We start from the raw sequence: 19436 nt of genomic DNA, 5'->3' as shown, positions 1-19436 counted from the left end.
AGTCGAATGAAGGAAATTAAGCACTTCCTATGTTGTTTGATGGAAGAATTATTAGTGAGGAGACTCCTTTTTCCAGCTAAGGAATGACTTCTATAGGATGGTTTCCTTGTTAATTGTTGTAAGTATAATGTGTAAAAATATTTTAAGTTTCTTTTTTTAATTATTGATATGTATAATAAGATGGTAAAGCAATAAAGTGTATGCTGAAAAGAGGTCTCTTATGAAAAAATTTGCACTCGGCGTTTTTTGTTTCAGTCTTTTTATCACGGTCGTTGGCTTTTTTTTACAAACGATTTTGATTCCTATTCAAGATTTTGACACAATAAGCCAAGAAGAGCTTAAGAATATCCAACTTGATCTTGCTATTAATTATCCATTAGGAACTGGTATGCTCTATGTCGGACTTCCTTTGTTAGTATGCTCGAGTGGTTATTTGGTTTATTGTTATTTTAGAGATAGGAAGAACTGAAAGAAGAGTAAAACTATCTGGAGTATAAAGCTTTCGTTCATTAGGAGGGATAAGTTGAAAAGAGGGTTATTTTTATTGTTTTATGTCCTATGGAAGGGGCTAGCAATACGTGGCATTCCTTCTTTTTATGCAAGATATTTGATGAGTTATAATCATTTCGGAGTAAAACTATTGTTCGTTTTACTTGGTATCCTTCTTTTCCGTAACTATTTAGTAGAGAGTTATAAAAAGATAAATAAAATTGCGCTAATAAAAATCGGTCTCATCGTACCTACTAGTATTATCCTCACTATCGGTTTAATTAATATTCTTTTATTTCGTGATCTCAATGCGTTGATTTTTGTTTATCTCTCCGATCAAAGAACCCTTCCATTTGTATTCGATGTACTTTTGCTAGCACCTGTTTTCGAGGAAATGCTTTATCGCTATACACTGATTTATGTTGGAGAAAAACGATGGTTGAGAATCATCACTGCTGTCGGAAGCCTCTTGCTTTTTACTGAAAGTCATATCGTAAATGTGAACGGGAATCTTTTTGCTCTTTTTCCCTACTTTGTCATAGGGTTTTATTTGACGATCACCTATTTACGTAGGGGAAATATTTGGGAATCCATTTTTGCACATAGCTTCTATAATTTCGTTGTGATGGCAGCAGCTATCTTGATCTAAAGATTTCTTCTTAATGTTTCCTCTTAATAGTAGAAGAATTGGGGGCAATTTATCTATTATGTACGTATAGAATCTCTAAAACATATTTGGTGAAAGTACATTTGAGAGGTCAGAGAAGCGTCTTAGGCATGTTGTTTTGTACAGTTCTTATCTACGAATGTCTGTCCTTCGTCATTTTTTAGATCATCATTTAGGTTCCACTGCTAAATATGAAAAGCAACTCCTTGTTCAAAGATGACTCACTGGCCCTATTTCCAAGAACATTGTCATACTGACAAAGAAAAGTGACGACATACAATTCAGTAAGAACTAATACAAGTCCGCTTCCTTTTGCAATGTGAGCGGACTTGTATTGGTTTTCTTCAATAAAAACCTATTAACTTTCAGTATCTAACATCCGCTCCATAAACCATTCCACTTGTTGGGGGGCATCGTGGTCAAAGAATGCGGACTCTTTTTTATCTAAAGCGGCTATTTTTTCAATGTCTTCTTGGGAAAGCTCAAAGTCAAAAATAGCAATGTTTTCAGCCATCCGTTCTGGACGAACTGTTTTTGCTAAAGCGACAATCCCTCTTTGCATCAACCAGCGAAGAACAACTTGACCAACCGTTTTGCCATATTGCTTGCCAATTTCTGCTAATGTCGGATTGGTAAATAGGTCATGGCGTCCTTCTGCAAAGGGAGCCCAAGCTTCAACTTGGACGTCATATTTTTCATGCCATTCCTGATCTTCCGCTCGTTGATTCCAAGGGTTCACTTCGATTTGATTGATTTGAGGTTTCGCCTCATTCAAGCCGACAAACTCGATCATCTTAGCTGATTTGAAATTTGAAACGCCAATTGCACGTAATTTTCCTGTTTTTTGAGCAGCAACCATTGAGCGCCAAGCACCATAAATATCTCCATATGGTTGGTGAATAAGGTAGAGATCAAGATAAGTTAATCCCATTGTTTCAAGCGAATGTTCAATCGTTTCTTTCGCTTTATCTTCGGAAGCTTGGAGAATAAATAATTTAGAGGTAACAAAAAGTTCTTCTCGAGTGACTAGACCTTCAGTGATGGCGCGCTTGATTCCCTCGCCTGTTTCTGTTTCATTTCCATAAATAGAAGCAGTGTCGATCAGTCGATACCCAGCTTTGATTGCTTGGTAAACAGCTTCTGCTGTTTCTTCCAAAGGTATTTGATAAACGCCAAATCCTAGTTGCGGCATGGTGACACCATTATTGAGTGTGATTGTTTGCATAATGTTTCCTCCTCTAATTTTCATTGCATGTTCTATCCTAAACCTTGGAGTTAAGTCCATAGCAAGTGAAAGATGTTACTTTTTTCGTTCCCATAATTTTTCCACTTTATCAGGGGTCATATTTCCTGCTTTAAATTTTGCGATATGCTCATCATACGTTTCTATCTTATAAATAAGTAGGTCTCTTACTTCCTGCATTGCTGCTAACTTTTTCTCTAATTCTTCGAGTTGATCGGCTAAAATCTGTTTCTGAGCTGTTTCGACGTTTTGACTTTCACGTACTTGTGCCAATTGAGCAAATTCAATTAGCGATTCGATCGACAATCCTGCATTTCGTAAATGTTTTGCTAAATAGATCCAGTTTAGATCATTTGTTGTGTACACCCGATAGCCACTCTCATTGCGTTGGACAGGTGGAATCACACCGACTCGTTCATAATAGCGCAATGTGTCTACGCTCAAATCAAACATTTCCGCTGCTTTTTTTATATTCATCGTTGGTTCTCCTTATCTTTTCTATAAGTAATCATAAACCCTGAAGTGGACTCTAGGGCAAGTGGTTTAAAATCGTTTATTGAAAAGAATATATTTTGTTCGTTATGGCGACTATTCGGGAAGAAAAAGCTACAAGCATTTTTATTTCAACAGAATGATTTGAGAAATCATCAGTATTGAAAGCTCCTTTCTTAGTGTGTTTCAAAGCAAGTCATACTCTCTTAGAATTGATTGTTTCGTTATCTATTTGAGCGAGGCAGTTTTTATCCATAGATTTTAAATAAATCCATCTCATGTTATGATGATGTTGAAAATTCTTAACTTGGATCAATGAAACAGCGATTCTTGTTATGAAAAACGAAAATAAGCTGATGAGAGTGTGACTATCCATGAATATAAAAGAAGTAAGTAGTATGAATCAAAAGTTAGAGCAACAATTAATTGAAGTATGGGAGAGTTCTGTTAAGGCGACGCACACCTTTTTGTCAGAGACCGAAATCCAAGCCATTAAGCAATACATTCCAGAGGCATTGCATCATGTGCCACATTTGATTATCGTAGAAAGTGAAAATGGAGAGCCAGCTGGCTTCATGGGGATCTCGGATCGAAATCTTGAAATGCTTTTTATAGCAAATGAACAAAGAGGCAAGGGACTAGGAAGAAAACTCTTGGCATACGGGATGGAAAACTATTCTGTAAATGAACTGGGAGTAAATGAACAGAATCCTCAGGCGAAAGGATTTTATGAGCATATGGGATTTGAGGTATACAAAAGAAGCGAGTTAGACGAACAAGGAAACCCTTATCCAATTCTTTATATGAAGAAAGTTGATAACAAGTAGCTGTTAAAAATTATTTGCGTTTGCGGGAAATATGTAAGAAGGAGTCGAGACATATATAGCTAGTCACGACCCCTTCTTTGATTGCTATTATCCTTATTAATAAGTAAAGTAAGGATCAAATGATTTTCTCTTAACTAGCTTTCTCTTCTTTTTTTATCTCTTCTTTTTTCTGATTTGAAAATGGTGTATCAGTCTCTTCAGGTAAGATGATTGGTGGATGATGGGAATGCTGATTACTTCCACACATGGTGATGATTTGTTCTTTTGAAGCTTCAGAGATTACTTTCATTGTATACCTCTCCTTTCTTTTATATTTCCAGATGACATAAGGTAGGCCTATATCATCTAAATTCATGATTTATTTAACTGAATTAGCTCATCAAATGAACCTAGAAATTCCTGATTTGTTGAGTGAGTAACGACAATGATTATTTTATCTGTAAGTGAGCAGATTAAGTCACTGATAATCATCTCGTTTATACTGTCTAGACCAGATGTTGGTTCGTCAAAAAGAATAACATCGGAATCTTTAAAGATTGCCCGAGCAATCTCAAGCCGTCTAAGCTCGCCGCCAGAAAGAAAGTTTATCCATGTATTATCTTGCGTATCGGTTAAATCATTGTTATCAAAGCGATCATCTAATCCACTTCGTTTTAAAACATCAACGATTTTTTCAAGTTCGTATTCACTAAAAATAGAAACGTTGTAAGCAATACTCGTCTGGAAGATAGCAGTTTTTTGTTGGACAAGTGCAACTTTCTCATAAAGGGAGTCTCTAGATAGCTGATTCATCTCTTGCTGGTCAACCAATACTTGATGATCGTCGATAGGGTAAATTCCCGCTAAAATATTCAATAGTGTCGACTTCCCGCTACCGCTTGCGCCAGTGATAGCATATTTTTTTCCACGCTCAAATGTTTGAGTAAAACCATTAAAAATCAAACGATTTCCATGATGGAAATGCAGATTTTCAATCGATAAAGTATTTATTGGTTCTGCAAGTTCAAGTGAGCGATTGGGCTCATCATCATCGGTACCATCAATGAAAGCTATAAGATCGTCCGCGACCTTCTTGCTCGCTAAAATATCTGTAACTGAAGTACTGAAATACTCTAACGGACCGGCAATCGTACTCATTAGTGTAGTCATCGCAATAAGATCGGGAATGGTGATTATTTTGGCAGCAACAAAGAAACCACCAACGATCCATGTCCCTGAATAGGCAAGATCCCCAAGTCCAAAAGAAATTGCATAAGTCAGTCCTTGTAAGGTTTCAAAAGTGATACTTTCCTTTTTTAATCGTTCACTACTGTTAGTAAAAATTTTCGTATATGTTGGAAAACCTTTGCCGACACGTAAGGTCAGGTATCCTGAGAGAAGTTGGTCAAATAAACTAAGTGTACGATCTTGCTCCAGAACAACGGACTTGCGACGATCACTAAGGATTCGCTTAGCGAAATAAGGGGCTAGCAAAGGACTAAAAGCTAAGAGCAGCATAATCAATGAAAAAGAAGTGTTTAATTTTAGTGTGAATAAAAGAGAGAATAGAAAGGTAAAAATGCTTAAAATCAGTCCAAATCCGGGCTTTAAAAATTCTAATTCAACGACTTTCATTTCATTTGCCAACTTTGAGAGATACTCGTTTTTCTCATTTTTAAGAAATAGTACCGGATTCATTCGAACGATTTTCTGCGAGAGACTCTCTCTCAGTTGATTCATTATTGATTGAACTAAGACGGATTTACTTCTTCTTGGAATAAAATCGCTCATCGTGTTCAATAAGATGTAAAAGAAGGCGAATATACCAATAAATAAAAGTCTTTTTACATCTCCTGACATAGCAACCTCGGTGATTTGTCTATACACCAAAGCAACCCCAACTTGAATGAGCGCTGCCATTGCGCATAAAATCACATGCAAAAAGAAAAGTGGTTGGTTTCTTTTTAATATTTTTTTCATTCTCTCCCTCCTATGTAAAAACTATATCACAAATTAAAAAAAAATTGAAATATTATTTTGTGAAATGTATAATTATTGAAAAAGGGGGTTAGGTGATGCGTTTTTCACGGTATGTCGATATCATTGAGAACGGTAACGAGACTATTCTTTGCAATACATTAACGCAAGAAATAGTTACTATTGATTCAAAAAAAATGAAAAGTAAAACGGAGATTTCGAGCGAAATAAGTGAAGGTGAACGAAAATATTTATTTGAAAATGGATTTATACACGGTGATTTGGAAAGTTATAAACAGAAAACAATCAATTTAAAGAGAGACTTAGTTACTATCACTATAAATATCACAGAAGATTGCAACTTTTCGTGTACTTATTGTTACCAGAATGATTTCCTTTCTAAAAATGTTATTACTGATCAGACGATAAATAATATAATGCAATACATTTTAGACATTGCTCAGCTAGGCGTTCGGAGACTATATATCTATTTTTTCGGGGGCGAGCCACTTCTTTATAAAAAAAGAATTCTCGCAATTAAAAGTAAGATTGATCAAATTGCGTCAGAGAAATCACTCTCAATTTCTTATGGTTTAGGAACAAACGCCTATCTACTCACTCCAGATTTTATAAATCATTTTGATTCTTTAATTGTCGATACTACACTAACATCTAGAAAAGATCATGATAGAAATAGATCTCTTAAGAGTGGAAGCGGAACGTATGATAAGATTTTTGAAAATCTAGCGGTAGCATCTAAGAGCGGACGTGTTAAAATCCATATTGGTTATAATACATCTGATAAAAATACAGAAGAGTTTCAGTCTTTTCTCGTTACGATCCGCCAAAGTGATATCAAAGCCCATATCAATTGCTATTACATTAATAACTATGAGTTTAATGAAAATTATTTCAATGCATTATCCTATGAAAAATATCTAAAGTGGGTATCTTCAACTGCAATTGATCACCTAATTGAAAACGGTTTCCTGGTGAATGTCTCTCCATTTTCTTCGTATCGCTTTGAGTGCGATGCGTATAATCCTTGGTCTGTAAAGTTTTTCTCTGATGGATCTATAGGGTTATGTAATGCAACAAATTTTTATGAACGTAGAATAATAAAAAGTTTTACAGAATCATCTTCTTTTGCAGAAGATGTTCAATATAGCCTTTATGACCAAAAGAGTGTTCTTCCGAAAAGCAACAATCAGTGTAATTCATGTGAATTAATTGCAGTGTGTCGAGGAAAGGTACAGTGTGATACTTCATGTAACCCCAACTATTCAATTGATAGAGAAACATTCATACGTTCTTTTGTAAAGCATACAAATCTAGGTAACAGAAAATTTTTTACCCAATTTAATTAGGAGTGATTTTATGAAATTATCGCAATATACGATTGTTGAAGAAGTGGATAATGAAATACTTTTGTACAATTCGGTATACTCTGCTATCGTTTTACTAACTCAAAGCGAGTTCCATGATCTACAGACTTTTATTAATAACGATAACTTTGAGAAAACAGAATTATTCTCTTATTTAGAAAATCAAAATATCATTGTTTCCGATGAGATTGATGAAGAAGCAAGATTAGTGTCTGTGGCAAATGAAAAACGATATAATCCTAGTCAAGTAACTTTCACAATTGCCCCTACGATGAACTGTAATTTTTCCTGTTTTTATTGTTACGAGCAAGGGTTTAGACAACATACTATGACTACTGAAACTGCTAAGAAAACAGCTGAGTTTATTCTTAAAAATGTATTACCCCATCAGTCATTGAAAGTAATTTGGTATGGAGGAGAGCCTTTGATGGGATTGAACTCTATTAAAGTTATAAGTGAAATAATAATGAAAAACGAAAAAAAATATAAAAATTTCAACGCAGAAATTGTATCCAATGGTTATTTGCTAACAGAAAAAGTTGCACAACTTTTAAAAAGTTATCACGTTAATTATGCTCAAATTACTCTGGATGGGGATCAGATAAATCATGATTCTAGAAGATGTTTAACAAATGGGAAAGGGACATTTGCAAGAATATTACAGAATATAGTTAAAACTCTAAAATATATTCCAGTAACTGTAAGAGTAAATATAGATAGGGAGAATAATCATGAAGATGTTATTCGTTTGATGAACTCGCTGGATAATTTTAATTTACTTAAGAAAGTTGGCTTTTATCTTGCGCCGGTAGAGGATTTTGATACCTACAAAACACCCACATGTTATACATCCCAAGAGTTTTCGAAAGAAGAAATAATGGTTTATAAAAGTCTTTTGGAAAGAGGGATAAATATTGTTGCCATACCACGGACAACGATTGGGTTCTGCGAAGCTATCAATCGAGATGACTATGTAATCGACCCTAATGGATTTTTATATAAATGCTGGGTTCATATTGGTAAAACGATTGGACGAGTTGGAGATATCTATACAGGAATACAATTGAACAGTGTGCATAAAACATTTACAGAGTACAAATTTTTTTCGAAAGCGAAATGTTCAAGTTGTAAAGTTCAACCTTTGTGTTTAGGAGGCTGTCCGTTAATTCGAATGAATACAGGTGAGTCGAAGTGCGTTAGCTATAAGTACAATATTGAAGAGCATATAAAAATGGCTTCGGCAAGACTAATATAATCTGGTGGAATATTTTTGCTTCAGAAGATTGATAAGGTCTTCTTAAAAAAATAGCTTAGTTAAATAAGGTTACTATGTTACATTGTGAATAGAATCTATACTTACTTATGAAAATAGAAAGCGTAACTCAATTTTCTCATTCATATTGTAATAAATGATTTCTCATATTAAAATTTTTATAAGAAAACTAAATAGTGAGCAAAGCTCACCCCAAGCAGCCTCCGAAACTGTTTTCGGGGGCTGCTTGAGGTTTGGGGGGCTTAGCTAGCTAAGTAATGATCGATCACTAAAAAAATGATCAAAACAGAATAGGCAATTTTTTCTTTTCAATCAAAAAATTTTGATCATTTTATCAAGCAGAGGATGGCACAAGTAAGTGGAAAGTAGGTAGTGGCTATTTTTTTGTTCAGGATGGGGAAGTAGATTTGTCTAGGATACGCCGGAGGATAAACGTTTTGAGGATCATTTGTTTTTGACTTACCTATGTGCCATCACTGCGGAAACCCTGTGGATGAAGGCGTCATGTACGACACCAGATACTCGGATGAGAGCTAAGGACGTTTGATTGCCGTGCCTGACACGCTTTTTCTAACCGCAAAGTCGTAGGGGCTAAAGAGCTACAGCGCTGAGACAGATGACTGCCCCGTGCGATTTTGGGTGTTTTTGGAACCCTACAAGCTGCTATTGCTACGCGTCTATTCGTCGCAAGCTTGGAAGGTCTTCTCATAAAATGCCCGTCAGCTGTCAACAGGCTGCCTTTTGCATCAGGAAGCATCAGCGTTCCAACAAATCTTTTTGATCCAGTAGTCGCCCACTCATTTTGGGCAACTTCTATCCGAGAAAACATTGCGTTAGAAGTATGTCTGTCCGTCTTTTCCAGATAAAAGTCAGCTGAAAGAGGGCTGATACTTAACAAAACGGCAGTTAGGACGACCACAAGCGCTCTCAAAAAAACTCAGTCCTTTCTTTTCAATGGTCATTGTTCTTATCTGCACTTCATGATAGCATCGAAACGCGAATTATTTTTCGCGTTTTTTTGTTTTTAAAATAAAAAATTAGGTATTCGCTTTTTTGGGTTAAATGGTATACCTGAGATGGAATAAAAATAATAAAAGAAAGGACAGGATTTACAATGAAGAAAACATCATTAGTTGCAGGTTTCGTTTTAGGTGTAGGCGTTTTGTTTACTCTAGGTGCATGCTCAACAGTGGAAGAATCAGGGGAAGTGGTCTCTGGGTCTGGAACGGAAACGTTGATCAGCGATTCGTCAGATGAAGTAGTTGTGGGAAGTGAAAAATTGAGTGATGACGGGTATTTTGAAGAAATCGTAACTAAGGGAATCGATCCGAAAATCAAAGACGTCGTTTGGTATGAAACGAATTATGAAAATGCTGGTTGGGATCACATTCGCTTTTTAGTGAATCATGTAAAAATCGTGAATGTAGAAGAATTCAAAGACAAAGACAAAGAATACAAAACATTGCTCTCACTGAAATATCAATTGTTTAATGAAGATTCGAAAGACAAAAAAATCAAACCTGACAAAGCCTATTTGGTGTTGAATGATGGCAAAAAAGTAGAAGCGGAAGTGTTTGTGGACTACTTAGATGATGAGATTTTGACCCATGACAAACATAAAGATGGCTTTATTCATTTTAAAGTGGCGCAAGAACAAAGTTTGCCAGCGATCAAAGCGGTCGAAATCGAATTTAAAGCAGATGGAGATTTGACACATACGTACCATATTGATCTATCTTCCGCTGCTGAAAAATAGTATCTAACGATAGGAGGTAAAAAAAATGGATACTAGCAAGAAAAAACTATCATTGTTGAGTTTTTTTGCAATAACTGCTTCAATGGTGATGACGGTATATGAGTATCCAACCTTTGCGACATCGAAGATGAATTTAGTTTTTTATTTACTCGTCGGCGGTTTCCTCTGGTTTATCCCTGTAGCCCTTTGCTCTGCGGAGATGGCTACTGTAAAGGGATGGGAAAAAGGGGGACTCTATACCTGGGTCTCAAAAACATTAGGGAGAAAATGGGGCTTTGCTGCCATTTTCTTCCAATGGTTCCAAATCACGGTAGGCTTTATTACGATGATTTACTTTATTGTCGGGGCGCTTTCCTATGCCCTAAATTGGCCGGCTCTTAATACGAATGTTTGGCTGAAGCTGATTGCCACTTTAGTGATCTTTTGGCTGATCACGATCTCGCAATTTGGCGGAACAAAAAATACTGCGAAGATTGCCAAAGTAGGGTTCTTTGTGGGGATCGTCGCAACAGGGATCATTCTTTTTATCTTAGGAATTGTCTACATTGCTCAAGGGAATCCCGTCAAAGTTTCTTTTGGATCAGGCGCTTGGATTCCTGATTTCACGAAAATCAATACGCTGGTCGTTTTTGTTTCCTTTATTTTAGCCTATGCAGGGGTTGAATCTTCTGCCAGTCACGTAAAAGATATGGACAATCCTGGAAAGAATTACCCGAAAGCTATTTTGATTTTAGTTGTAGCAACGATTCTTTTGGATACGTTAGGTGGGGCAACGGTGGCTGCCACGATTCCCCAAAATCAATTGTCTCTTGATACTGGCGTGATTCAAGCCTATTCTTATTTGATCCATCATTTTGGCGGCGGAGAATGGCTGGTTCGTTTGATTGCCGTGGTCATCTGTTTAGGTGTCATTGCAGAAATTGCTGCTTGGGTGGTCGGCCCATCGACTGCGATGCTTGAAGCAGCTGAAAATGGCTTGCTGCCAAAACAAATGGCCAAAGTCAATCAACACAATGTCCCAATCAATATCGTTTTGGTACAAGGCATCATTGTTTCCATTTGGGCGGTTGTCTTGACATTAGGCGGTGGAGGCGCCAATCTATCCTTCTTCGTTGCGATGGCGTTGACGGTCTGCATCTATCTGGTGGCTTATGTCCTCTTGTTTCTTTCCTATATTAAATTAGTCAAAGAAAAAGACGACTTAACAAGAACGTATCATATTCCTGGTGGGAAAAATGTGAAAATTGGTGTTGCGATGGTTGGTTTGCTTGTTTCTATTTTTTCTTTCTTTATTTCCTTCTTTCCACCGAGCGATATCGGCACCGGAAAGGGCGGAACCTATTTAGCCATCTTGATCATCAGTTGGCTGATTATTGTCGTGATACCGTTTGTCATCTATAAATATGTAGGTGAAAAAGCAAGCGATAAAAAATAAAAAGCACAACCTATGAGGAGGAGAGCTGCATGTTATTTAGTAAAAAAAATCGAAAAGAAGCCCAATATTTGGAGCCTATCTATGGGAATGAGGCAATGGATCAAGCGATCCCTATGTACAAATTACCAAAAGAGTCCTTGGTACCGCGGGATGCCTATGAATTAGTCAAAGATCAATTGATCGATGAAGGGGTCTCAAGACAAAATTTGGCGACGTTCTGTCAAACCTACATGGAACCAGAAGCAGTCAAAATTATGAGTGAAACCCTTGATAAAAACGCCATCGATAAAACCGAGTACCCACGGACAGCAGAAATTGAAAACCGCTGTGTCAATATGATCGCTGATTTATGGCATGCCCCAGAAGCGTCCGATTTTATCGGTACATCAACGGTAGGCTCAAGTGAAGCGTGTATGTTAGGTGGATTGGCCTTAAAATTTGCTTGGCGCAATCGGGCAAAAAAACTTGGCTTAGATATCAATAAACAAAAACCAAACTTAGTGATTTCTTCTGCCTATCAAGTCGTTTGGGAAAAATTCTGTGTCTACTGGGACATTGAAATGCGAACGATCCCTATCGATGAAGAACATGGCAGCATTAATGTTGAAAAGGTCACGGACTATTTAGATGAATATACGATCGGGGTCGTTGGTATTTTAGGAATCACTTACACTGGACGATACGATGATATCAAAGCACTAGACAAGAAATTAGAGGAATACAACAAACACACCGACTACAAAGTCTACATCCACGTGGATGCGGCTAGTGGGGGATTGTACACGCCATTTATGGAACCAGAACTTGAATGGGATTTCCGTTTGAAAAACGTTCGTTCCATCAGTACGTCTGGACATAAATATGGGTTAGTCTACCCTGGTATCGGTTGGGTGCTTTGGAAAGAAAAAGATTTCTTACCAGAAGAGTTGGTCTTTAAAGTAAGTTATCTTGGCGGTGAAATGCCAACGATGGCCATCAACTTTTCAAGAAGCGCCAGCCAAATCATCGGACAATATTACACCTTTATCCGCAATGGGTTTGAAGGCTACCGCTTGATCCACAAAAAGACCAGCGATGTTGCCCAATATTTAGCAAAAGAGATTGAAAACATGGGTTACTTCGATATTTATAATGATGGTTCACGGTTGCCGATCGTCTGCTACAAATTAAAAGAAGATGCCGATATTTCTTGGAATCTGTATGATTTGACGGATGAATTTGCGATGAAAGGTTGGCAAGTCCCTACCTATCCATTACCTGATAATCTATCACATATCAATATCCAACGCTTTGTCTGTCGGGCAGATTTAAGTATGCAAATGGCAATGGATCTGGTGCAAGACATGAAAGAAGGAATCGAGCGCTTGAACAAGCGACCAAGCCGTCATGTTTCATCCGATCAAACCTATGGCTTTTCACATTAAGAAACGGTATCGCTAGAAACCCTTTCATTGCTTTTTTCAATGAATAAAAAGTCCCTTTATGAAACGTTTTTTGCAAGACTGAATGAACATTGGTTTATAGAAAAATCAAAGGCGGTTGCATCGACTGCCTTTGATTTTTTTGTTTGTAAGAACGGGTAAGCACTTGATAGTGTCGTTTTTTAAGAGTAAGTAAAAAAATGGCGCTTGATAATTTCATTTATTGACATTTCTGGCTTGTGATAGTATTAATTATTATGGTCTAAATATATTTTTTTAGAGAAGAACGTTTTACATAAACAAAAAGGAAATCTTGAACGTTGTCGTGAGGGAATTCTTAGGGAAATTCGTCTTGCATCGAGGGTTTTTGTTTGTCAGTCATGGTTTGTTGGGGAGTAAGTGAAGGAAAAGTATGTGTAGAAAGGGCCTGTTTTTACTGCGCTTGTTTGTTTCATAAGTAACGTACTGCTATCTTTTTCTGTAAATTGGTTGTAACTATTCTGAATGAATATAGATTTACACTGGAGGAAAAACAGTCATGTATAAAGAAGACTTACTGGATAAGGACTTAAAATTAGAGTATATCTTGCTCAAATTTTTGTATTTATCGACCGGTCATATCAAAAAAAGTGATGCGTGTCGGGAATTAGATATTACGATGCCGACCTTGACGAAATTATCAGAGAGCCTTCAACGGCAACTAAAAAATGAGAAGGTCTCATTTATCATCAATCGTTATACGTTGGAACTGCAAGTAACCGATAGTGTCTCACTGGATGATTTGACCGACACGCTATTGAAAAAATCTGCTAAATATCAAATCATCCATTATTTGTTTCAACATGCAGGCTATGATGCCTTCGTCTTGGCTGATGAATTAAACATAAGTGTGGGGACCCTCAATCGATTGATTGCTGAGTGCAATCAGTTGTTGCAGCATTTTGAATTAAAGATCAGAAACAAAAAACTAGTTGGAACGATGACACAACGCATTTATTTTTACTATAATTTTTTCAAAATGGGTGCAACAACGATCGATTCTGTTTTGATCGATGACCTGGTTGCGGAGTTAGCGAAAAAAATAACCTTATCGATTGCCCAACAAAAGCAGCTGAAGATCTGGTTGTATGTGATTATGAAAAAAGTCACGTCTCACACGACCTTGGGAAGTTTAAGTCCGGAAGAACAAACCAAAATCGAGCGTTGCCAAGAGATGCCCCTCTGTCACTTTATTCGACAGATCTATGCTTCTAAAAAATGTATCTGCTCAGTAGATGAAGCGAAGATCGTGCCATTCTTTATCTGTCTCTTCCTCATTACGGTGGGCGGGATTCCTTACGAGGAACTTCGCTTAGGACTGTACACTAATAAAAATCCCGTCTTTGAGATCACCGATGAAGTCATGGCAGCAATCCAGTCCATTTATCGTCTTGATGCCTCGCATACGACGATCGATATCAAAGCCAATGTCTTTTCCTTAATCGCACAAGTTTATTACTTTCATGGAGTGAATTATTCCATCGATCGAGTCACGCTAAATTATTACCACAAAATGTTTCACAATTCCTTGCGGGATCAAGTGATCTCAGACATTCTGGAACACATTATTGCACCGACCAACTTGTTTACGCCCACGAAACTCAACTATCTCAAGAAACGCCTAGTCTTTTTAATTTATATGTTATCGCCTAAAGAAGAATATCGGGTACGGATCGGGGTCTTAAATATGTGCTCTAGTCTTTTGGCGGATGCTTCGATATACTTGTTAAAAAATGAACTAAAAGGCAAGCAAAATGTTGTTGTTTTACCCTATACTCCGGACGAGACATTTGACTTGTTGATTTCCAATGCCAATCTCCCCCAATTAGGGAACAATTATGACCAATTTTATCAAGTGACCGCCATTGGTGCCGATTTAGATGTCAATCAGGTTTCTGCGATCGTCGATCAAATTGCTTATTCTAAGTATCATTCTTTTGTGGTGTGAGCCATCACTTGTTAGTTAAAAAGCAGCGAGTCAACGGATAGGTGATTCGCTGCTTTTTCAATTATCTGCGAAGTAGGGAAAGGAAAAGGCGCTTGAATTGCTCTTATCATTGATGACGGAATGAAAACAGGGATCAGTCAAGCAGCTTTCTGCTAGATAATGTGTCCAGTATCCTTGTATAACGTATCGCAACAGAGCAGAAGACATCAAGCGTGAAAATAACAGAAGGGATTCAAAATGCTGGTTTTGGAAGGATGTAAAAAAAAGACCCACATAATGATGTGAGTCTGCAATCGTTAGTTCTGATTTTCTAATTTTTCTAGAACCTTTTTGGGAATTGCATCTTTTTCAACGCTATTCGGGCCTTTTATTGTGCGCTTTTCACTGATCACCGCTTTTACATAAGAATTTGGGGTTAAGGGTTTTGCGTTATCTTCTGATAATGAAACCTCGAGTGTTTGTGTGCTGCCATCTTCTTTTACAAAGTTTAACGTGTAATCGTAAGAATACCAAGGCGACTGGTCGCCGATGCCACTTTTACTTTCATGTTCTACCTTAGGGGGAATCTCAGATGGGACATACGCGTAAGCTGTTTGTCCTGAGTAGGTGGATTGATAATACTCATAGCCTTTGTATCCGGCAAACCCTAAAAGTACGACTAAGACGAATCCGATTATTTTTTTCATATAAACCATCCTTATCCTCAAATATGGAGCTATTATAACAGAATGGTTCTATAGATGACCTTTCATCAGACGAACAGTTTTGCAAGGAGAAATGTTACTAGCCAGTCGTGGAAAAGTGGGGAACGCCGCTAATAAAGGGTTCTATCTATAAATCGTCAGGGTATTGTTGCTTAGAGTGACTAGAAATAAGTGCGGAATCAGGCGAAAAAACCTTAATAAAAAAACGCAGCATGGAAAATGTTTCTTTTTTGTATGCTCACCAGCAGACTATTTGATAAGACGTGTCGTTGTTTTTTTCACTATAGAAAGATGAAAAACGGCGCATCAGTTTAATAAAAAACCAGCAAAGACGAGCTCTTACGGAGCGTCTTTGCTGTTTTTTTTCTACTGAAAATGTTTGAGCGCAGGCCATGACAGCTGCTTACGGCTCGATTTTACTATACAAATCGAGGGCTCTTTTCCTGGCTTCGTTATGGTCGACTATAGGCAACGGATAGTCGGTGCCTAAAACTACCTTTAGGTCGGCTTGTTCTTCGTCAGTCATCAGGTAAGGTTCGTGGATGAATTTTAGCGGCAACTGGGCGAGTTCGGGAACAAATTGTTTGATATACGTCCCCTCTTTGTCGAATTTTTTCCCCTGAGTGATGGGGTTGAAAATTCGAAAGTAAGGAACCGCATCGGTGCCAGTCGAAGCTGCCCACTGCCAGCCGCCGATATTGCTGGCAGCGTCGTAGTCGATCAATTGTCGAGCAAAATAGGCTTCTCCTTGCCGCCAGTCGATCAATAAATCTTTGGTTAGAAAGGAAGCGACGATCATCCGTAGACGGTTATGCATCCAACCGGTTTGATTCAGCTGCCGCATCGCGGCATCAATGATCGGATAGCCGGTTTGTCCTGCTTGCCATTTGTTAAAGGCCTCTTCATCCTTTTGCCAATCCATATTTCGATATTTCTCAATGAGTTCATAGTTTTTTTGCTCCGGATGAGTGAAGTAGATCATATGATAAAAATCTCGCCAAGCCAGTTCTTTTAAAAAGGTCGCTTTGCCAGTGCTGGGTGGCATTCCTTGGCAAGCGGCCCAAACCTTCCGAATAGAGATTTGTCCAAAAGACAAGAAAGGGGACAGGCGGCTGGTTCCTTTGATTGAAGGGAGATCTCGGTCTTTTTCATAGGCAGCCAAACGCTTTTGCACAAAGGCCTGCAATTGTTTATGCGCATAGTCTTCCCCAACGATCGTTGAAAAATCGGTCTTTCTATTGTTTAGCACCTCAGCAAGCAGCGCTGTCCCTGCTTTGAAGTGAGGGGCATCATTAAAATGAGCGGCTTTTTCAAAATCAAGGGCCTGCTTTTGATACACCGGTTTGGGCAGTTGGATCCATTTCTTATAATAGGGCGTAAATTTTTTGTAATACGTCCTGTCCTCTTTGGTGACTTCCGTTGGTTGGTGTAGATGATGTTCTTCAAAGGAATGGACAGTGACGCCTTTTTTCTCGACCAATTCTTTTATGTAGAGGTCGCGTTTACGACCATATCCACGGTTATCAAAGTTGAAGTAAAGCTGGCTCCATTCTGGATAGCAAGCGAACAACTGATCAAAGGCTTCTGTCAACGTTCCCGTCAAGAGGTGGATCGTCAGATTTTGCTTTTTGACAGCCTCGATAAAGTGAGCAACCGCGCTAAAAAAGTAATCATGGCTTGGTGCATCGGGGAGAAACTGCTTTTCATTGAGATGAAACACACACAACAATTGGTCGTTTGCTTGAAGAGACAAAAGCGCCTCAGTAAGCGCCGTATTGTCCTCTAAGCGCAGATCCTTTCTAAACCACATCACATGAATTGCCATAACAACCTCCTTGATAGTATAACCGTGCTAAAAAAACGATCGGATTTCGTTCATAGTAAAGGAAAGATGGGATTTATTCAAATTTGGCGATTGCGTAAGGAAAATTGCTGTTTCAGCAAGTCGAGGGATGCTTACAGGGTTTGTTTTAATTGGTACACCGATTTGAATAGGCGCTTGTCATTTACCGTTTCGTTTCTGCAAATCGTCTCTTCTTAATAAATAATAGGTAAAAAATGAGTAGTAGGGGATGAAATGAGTTACATTTGCGTAACGAGAACGTATATAATCATAGTATATAGTGAGGCTTTTTACTTTAGCGTTTATTAATAAGCGCATATTTGGATGGAGTGAAGGATGATCAAAAACAAATTACAGCAATACAAAATTTTAACGCTTTTACTGATACTTGTGACGGTTGGATTAATTTTCTTTTTAAATCAGATGATTTATGCTTGGCAGGCCATTGAAATTTTGGCGATTCTTCTTTGTGGCTACTTAGTGGTTTTTGATCAAAGGGATGGAACTTCGAAGATTGCTTGGATCTTAGCTTTATTGTTTTTACCGATTGTAGGAGTCATGTTGTATTATTTAATTGGTCGTGAACCTCGATTAAGGAAGTTGCCCAAACAGCAGATACAAAATGAACGGGAAGTGCAGCGAACGGTTTCGGCTATTTTGCAAGAACATTCAGAGGTCATTCATGGGAAACATGATCTCTCCACTGAGATTTTTCATCTTTCAGGCAAATATCCCACAATCAATAATCATCTGACTGTATTAAATGAAGGCGCTGAGGCGTTCGCTTCTTTGCTAGAAGATATCAAGAAAGCCAAGCATCATGTGCATGTGTTTTTTTATATCGTTAAAGGGGATGAAACAGGGGAGGAGCTGACAAATGTTCTGGTCGAAAAGGCCAAACAAGGGGTGGAAGTTCGGTTTATGTACGATAGCGTGGGGTCGATCGCCTTTCCTAATCAATTATTATTATTGATGAGAAAGAATGGGGTAGAGGTACGCACGTATGATTTGTTGAACTCGCCTTGGCTAAGTAATAAAGCGAACTGGCGCAATCACCGTAAAATGGTCGTTATTGATGGTGAGATTGCACATACAGGAGGCATGAATATTGGAAATGAATATAGTGGGCGAGGCAGTAAGTTTTCTTATTGGCGAGACACAAACATCCGGATAGAAGGACCTGCTGTTCTAGAAGTACAAGAGTGCTTTATTTATGATTGGCTCTTTCTTGATGAAACGGAAGAAACGGTCACTCATTTTTTGACACAGACAGCTACGTATTTTCCGTTGAAGACCGACGTTCAAAGCGGTTCGGAAATCGTTCAGGTAATCTACGGCGGACCCTATGATAGCGAGCGAATCATTAAGGATTCCTTTAATGACCTCATTGGAAAGGCAACGGATTCGATTAAGATCGCAATGCCTTACTTTATTCCTGATGAAGAAAGTTTAGGTGCGCTTAGAAGAGCAGCACGGTGTGGGATCAACGTACAATTGATTGTGCCGGGAAAAGGGGATCGAGGAATTTCTTTTCATGGCACGAATTCGTTTATTGATGAATTATTATCTGCCGGCGTCGAAGTCTACACCTATGATGAGACTGCTTTTATTCACTGTAAATATATGATCGTCGATGAGTTTGCTGCAACGATCGGGTCAACAAATTTTGATATTCGTAGTTTTTACCTTAACCATGAGTTATCTATGTTCATCTATGGGCCGTCGAAAATAATCACAGAGTTAAATCAGCAATTTATGGAAGACTTAGCTCATGCAAAATTAGTAGAAAAAGAAGAATGGCAAGCCAGAAGCCTTTTGACGAAAACAAAAGAAAAAATCAGTGGCTTGTTTGTTCCGATTCTTTGAAGGAAGATAGTGAACAAAGGAATGAAATATTCTGATCCATCAGTCTCATATATGATTGTCCTATGATTCCTAGCTGATAGCATCTTCTCAGC

16 protein-coding genes are annotated in these 19436 nt (G+C 38.0%); 10 read left to right on the top strand and 6 right to left on the bottom strand.

All coding sequences use genetic code 11. The annotated features are described in order from the left end of the window. Positions 1 to 220 precede the first annotated feature (220 nt). Together IGJ42_RS15730 and IGJ42_RS15725 are read left to right on the top strand one after the other, a co-directional pair. The gene (locus IGJ42_RS15730) at positions 221 to 469 is read left to right on the top strand and encodes a hypothetical protein (RefSeq protein ID WP_008380289.1); all 249 of its coding nucleotides are present in this window, start codon (positions 221 to 223) and stop codon (positions 467 to 469) included. A 54-nt stretch (positions 470 to 523) separates the two neighbouring features. Then, complete coding sequence (locus tag IGJ42_RS15725) at positions 524 to 1138, top strand: CPBP family intramembrane glutamic endopeptidase (protein WP_008380288.1); 615 nt, start codon at positions 524 to 526, stop codon at positions 1136 to 1138. Positions 1139 to 1514: 376 nt separating this feature from the next. Here the strand turns inward: IGJ42_RS15725 and IGJ42_RS15720 are convergent, their stop codons facing one another. Both IGJ42_RS15720 and IGJ42_RS15715 read right to left on the bottom strand, forming a co-directional pair. Beyond that, the gene (locus IGJ42_RS15720; RefSeq protein WP_008380285.1) at positions 1515 to 2381 is read right to left on the bottom strand and encodes an aldo/keto reductase; all 867 of its coding nucleotides are present in this window, start codon (positions 2379 to 2381) and stop codon (positions 1515 to 1517) included. A gap of 75 nt (positions 2382 to 2456) precedes the next feature. After that, positions 2457 to 2876 (bottom strand): MerR family transcriptional regulator, encoded by a 420-nt coding sequence (locus IGJ42_RS15715; protein ID WP_005233209.1) that lies wholly within the window; start codon positions 2874 to 2876, stop codon positions 2457 to 2459. 389 nt (positions 2877 to 3265) lie between these two features. Between IGJ42_RS15715 and IGJ42_RS15710 the strand changes: the two genes are divergently transcribed. Then, a complete protein-coding gene (locus tag IGJ42_RS15710) occupies positions 3266 to 3718 on the top strand; it encodes a GNAT family N-acetyltransferase (protein WP_005230546.1) in 453 nt (150 codons plus the stop codon). Positions 3719 to 3848: 130 nt separating this feature from the next. Here IGJ42_RS15710 and IGJ42_RS15705 read toward each other — a convergent pair whose 3' ends face one another. Further along, the gene (locus IGJ42_RS15705) at positions 3849 to 4007 is read right to left on the bottom strand and encodes a hypothetical protein (RefSeq protein ID WP_008380281.1); all 159 of its coding nucleotides are present in this window, start codon (positions 4005 to 4007) and stop codon (positions 3849 to 3851) included. Between the two features lie 62 nt (positions 4008 to 4069). Continuing rightward, positions 4070 to 5677, bottom strand: a complete 1608-nt coding sequence (locus IGJ42_RS15700; RefSeq protein ID WP_005233211.1) for an ATP-binding cassette domain-containing protein — start codon at positions 5675 to 5677, stop codon at positions 4070 to 4072. A gap of 95 nt (positions 5678 to 5772) precedes the next feature. Here IGJ42_RS15700 and IGJ42_RS15695 point away from each other — a divergent pair, with 95 nt between their 5' ends. The 6 genes from IGJ42_RS15695 (at position 5773) to IGJ42_RS15670 (ending at position 14931) form a co-directional block, all read left to right on the top strand. Continuing rightward, the gene (locus tag IGJ42_RS15695; protein WP_005230552.1) at positions 5773 to 7041 is read left to right on the top strand and encodes a radical SAM protein; all 1269 of its coding nucleotides are present in this window, start codon (positions 5773 to 5775) and stop codon (positions 7039 to 7041) included. 10 nt (positions 7042 to 7051) lie between these two features. Continuing rightward, on the top strand, positions 7052 to 8314 hold the full coding sequence (locus IGJ42_RS15690) for a radical SAM/SPASM domain-containing protein (protein ID WP_005233213.1): 1263 nt from the start codon (positions 7052 to 7054) through the stop codon (positions 8312 to 8314). 1132 nt (positions 8315 to 9446) lie between these two features. After that, positions 9447 to 10088, top strand: a complete 642-nt coding sequence (locus tag IGJ42_RS15685) for a hypothetical protein (protein WP_005230557.1) — start codon at positions 9447 to 9449, stop codon at positions 10086 to 10088. Positions 10089 to 10113: 25 nt separating this feature from the next. After that, positions 10114 to 11523, top strand: coding sequence for an amino acid permease (locus tag IGJ42_RS15680; protein ID WP_005230559.1), 1410 nt, complete (start codon positions 10114 to 10116; stop codon positions 11521 to 11523). 29 nt (positions 11524 to 11552) lie between these two features. Further along, a complete protein-coding gene (locus IGJ42_RS15675) occupies positions 11553 to 12947 on the top strand; it encodes a glutamate decarboxylase (protein WP_005233215.1) in 1395 nt (464 codons plus the stop codon). Positions 12948 to 13482: 535 nt separating this feature from the next. Continuing rightward, on the top strand, positions 13483 to 14931 hold the full coding sequence (locus tag IGJ42_RS15670; protein ID WP_008380272.1) for a helix-turn-helix domain-containing protein: 1449 nt from the start codon (positions 13483 to 13485) through the stop codon (positions 14929 to 14931). Between the two features lie 296 nt (positions 14932 to 15227). On the opposite strand, the gene IGJ42_RS15665 is transcribed toward IGJ42_RS15670, so the two are convergent. Continuing rightward, on the bottom strand, positions 15228 to 15617 hold the full coding sequence (locus tag IGJ42_RS15665) for a YxeA family protein (RefSeq protein WP_034871925.1): 390 nt from the start codon (positions 15615 to 15617) through the stop codon (positions 15228 to 15230). A 421-nt stretch (positions 15618 to 16038) separates the two neighbouring features. After that, positions 16039 to 17460 carry a cryptochrome/photolyase family protein gene (locus tag IGJ42_RS15660; RefSeq protein ID WP_142437241.1) on the bottom strand — a complete coding sequence of 474 codons (1422 nt, stop codon included), beginning with the start codon at positions 17458 to 17460 and terminating at the stop codon, positions 16039 to 16041. Positions 17461 to 17814: 354 nt separating this feature from the next. Between IGJ42_RS15660 and cls the strand changes: the two genes are divergently transcribed. Beyond that, complete coding sequence (gene cls / locus IGJ42_RS15655; protein ID WP_430615792.1) at positions 17815 to 19344, top strand: cardiolipin synthase; 1530 nt, start codon at positions 17815 to 17817, stop codon at positions 19342 to 19344. The last annotated feature ends 92 nt before the right edge of the window (positions 19345 to 19436 follow it).

This window comes from Enterococcus sp. DIV1067f (assembly GCF_050543505.1).
Taxonomy (GTDB): Bacteria; Bacillota; Bacilli; order Lactobacillales; family Enterococcaceae; genus Enterococcus_D; species Enterococcus_D entomosocium.
The sequence above is the reverse complement of the archived record's forward strand: the minus strand, read 5'-3'. Positions and strand labels throughout refer to the sequence as shown.